The sequence below is a fragment of the Zwartia panacis genome (assembly GCF_030410395.1).
GTDB lineage: Bacteria > Pseudomonadota > Gammaproteobacteria > Burkholderiales > Burkholderiaceae_B > Zwartia > Zwartia panacis.
This window is the reverse complement of the sequence record NZ_JAUHHF010000043.1, coordinates 1-335: the sequence shown is the minus strand read 5'-3', so window position 1 is coordinate 335 and position 335 is coordinate 1. Positions and strand designations below refer to the sequence as shown.

1 rRNA gene is annotated in these 335 nt (G+C 50.1%); it reads right to left on the bottom strand.

The annotated features are described in order from the left end of the window. A 5S ribosomal RNA gene (gene rrf / locus QWY30_RS15875) occupies positions 1 to 97 on the bottom strand; the annotation flags it as partial. Between the last annotated feature and the right edge of the window lie 238 nt (positions 98 to 335).

Here is a 335-nt window from a genome sequence, read left to right as displayed (position 1 = left end):
CTTTCACAGACGTACGTCCACTATCATCGGCGCTAAGGTGTTTCACGGTCCTGTTCGGGATGGGAAGGGGTGGGACCACCTCGCTATGGTCGTCAAGCGTAGCTTGTTGAACGCTCAAGGGCGGGTGCCTGCGACACTTCTGTCGAGACACGCCACAAGGGCATTCCAATCTGGGAAGAAGCAAACGTGTTGTCTTGGCGTATGAATGCGGGTTGGATGTTTTGACTACAGCCGTTATTCACGACTTTACATATTTATTTGAACGGCACTTTAACTCTACAACAATCAGGTCATTAACCTGTAGGGTTATAGGATCAAGCCGCACGGGCAATTAG